General features: G+C 35.3%; 2 protein-coding genes. Both read left to right on the top strand.

Annotated features, from left to right (window positions below; genetic code table 11):
• Positions 1 to 44 precede the first annotated feature (44 nt).
• On the top strand, positions 45 to 251 hold the full coding sequence (locus FOF46_RS30900; RefSeq protein ID WP_143919262.1) for a hypothetical protein: 207 nt from the start codon (positions 45 to 47) through the stop codon (positions 249 to 251).
• A partial coding sequence (locus FOF46_RS30895) for a hypothetical protein (protein WP_143919261.1) occupies positions 241 to 1,124 on the top strand: 884 nt, incomplete at its 3' end. The genes FOF46_RS30900 and FOF46_RS30895, both read left to right, overlap by 11 nt.

Below are 1,124 nucleotides of genomic sequence, written 5' to 3'. Positions count from 1 at the left end.
CTTAATAGGAATATTGTAAGGTAAACAATGTAAACAGTACGGGTATGCTCACATTAGAAGAACAACTATTATTCCTGGAGGAACATCGGGAAATGTTCACCAAATTATTGGAACAGTTCCAGGAACAATTTGGAGAAATAAATAAAGGGATATTTATTCAGCAGATTGATCATAACAATTTTTGTTATGATTCTGTATTAGCCTCAATTCAAGAACTACAAGCGTTAAAGACAAGACAAGATGGAAAGTAAGACTCCTTCTCGATTATATTATGATTTCGGTAAACTGTTTACGGCAACTAAATCCTTTATAGACAATCACAATAGAAATAAATCCAGGTTAAAAGACCGGCTTAATGCAAATCATAGGGCTACTGCAGAGCTGATGACTCGGCTTTATGCCAAACAACTCAATCAAGCTATAGCTAAAGGCACAGATATAACAGGGAAATTACCCGGTTTTAGAACCTTTAACCCTAGTCTTGCGACTTGTAAAGGATGTACCGTGCGAACTATTATCAATCATAAAGAACGCTTAAAAACTGCAGGGTTTATCATCAAAGAAATCCATCATGGAAAAACTGGTGTAGAATTATGGATTAACCCGTCTATTTTTGCACTTCCAAAGTTATCAACATCGGTTACAAATCCTAATTCGAAAATTACACAATTAGCCACTTTTTTTGATGAAAGAGTGAAAAATTTACACCCATTAGTTCATGAACATCAGGAACAAAAGAATAATAATAGCAGTGTTAATTGTTTAAAAACATTAAAAGAAGAGAAAGGAATTCGCTTACCGGCTCATAACAAAATGATAACTGGCGTTACAAGAACAGTACAGGAACAAGACAAGAACATCAAGGAAAGCCGGACTTCTGATTCCAAAAAGCAAACCAGGGGCGTGAAAAATTTGCTTTCTGAGGAGTCAGAATCGGCTTTTTTATTACAATTGGTTAGAGATTTCTGGCAGTATGCTCAGGGCAAATTGTTTAGTAATGCTATTTTTTCAAAACCAGAAGAAGCTGAAATTCTCAATAATATCTGGAGATCCGTCTATTGTAAATTTAGAGTTAAAGGCAGTAAAGAAGATTGGAAAGGATACCAGGAAACCCTGTATACCCG

Origin of the sequence: Aquimarina algiphila (genome assembly GCF_007489275.1) — a bacterium.
GTDB lineage: Bacteria > Bacteroidota > Bacteroidia > Flavobacteriales > Flavobacteriaceae > Aquimarina > Aquimarina algiphila.
This window is presented reverse-complemented; position numbering and strand designations above follow the sequence as displayed.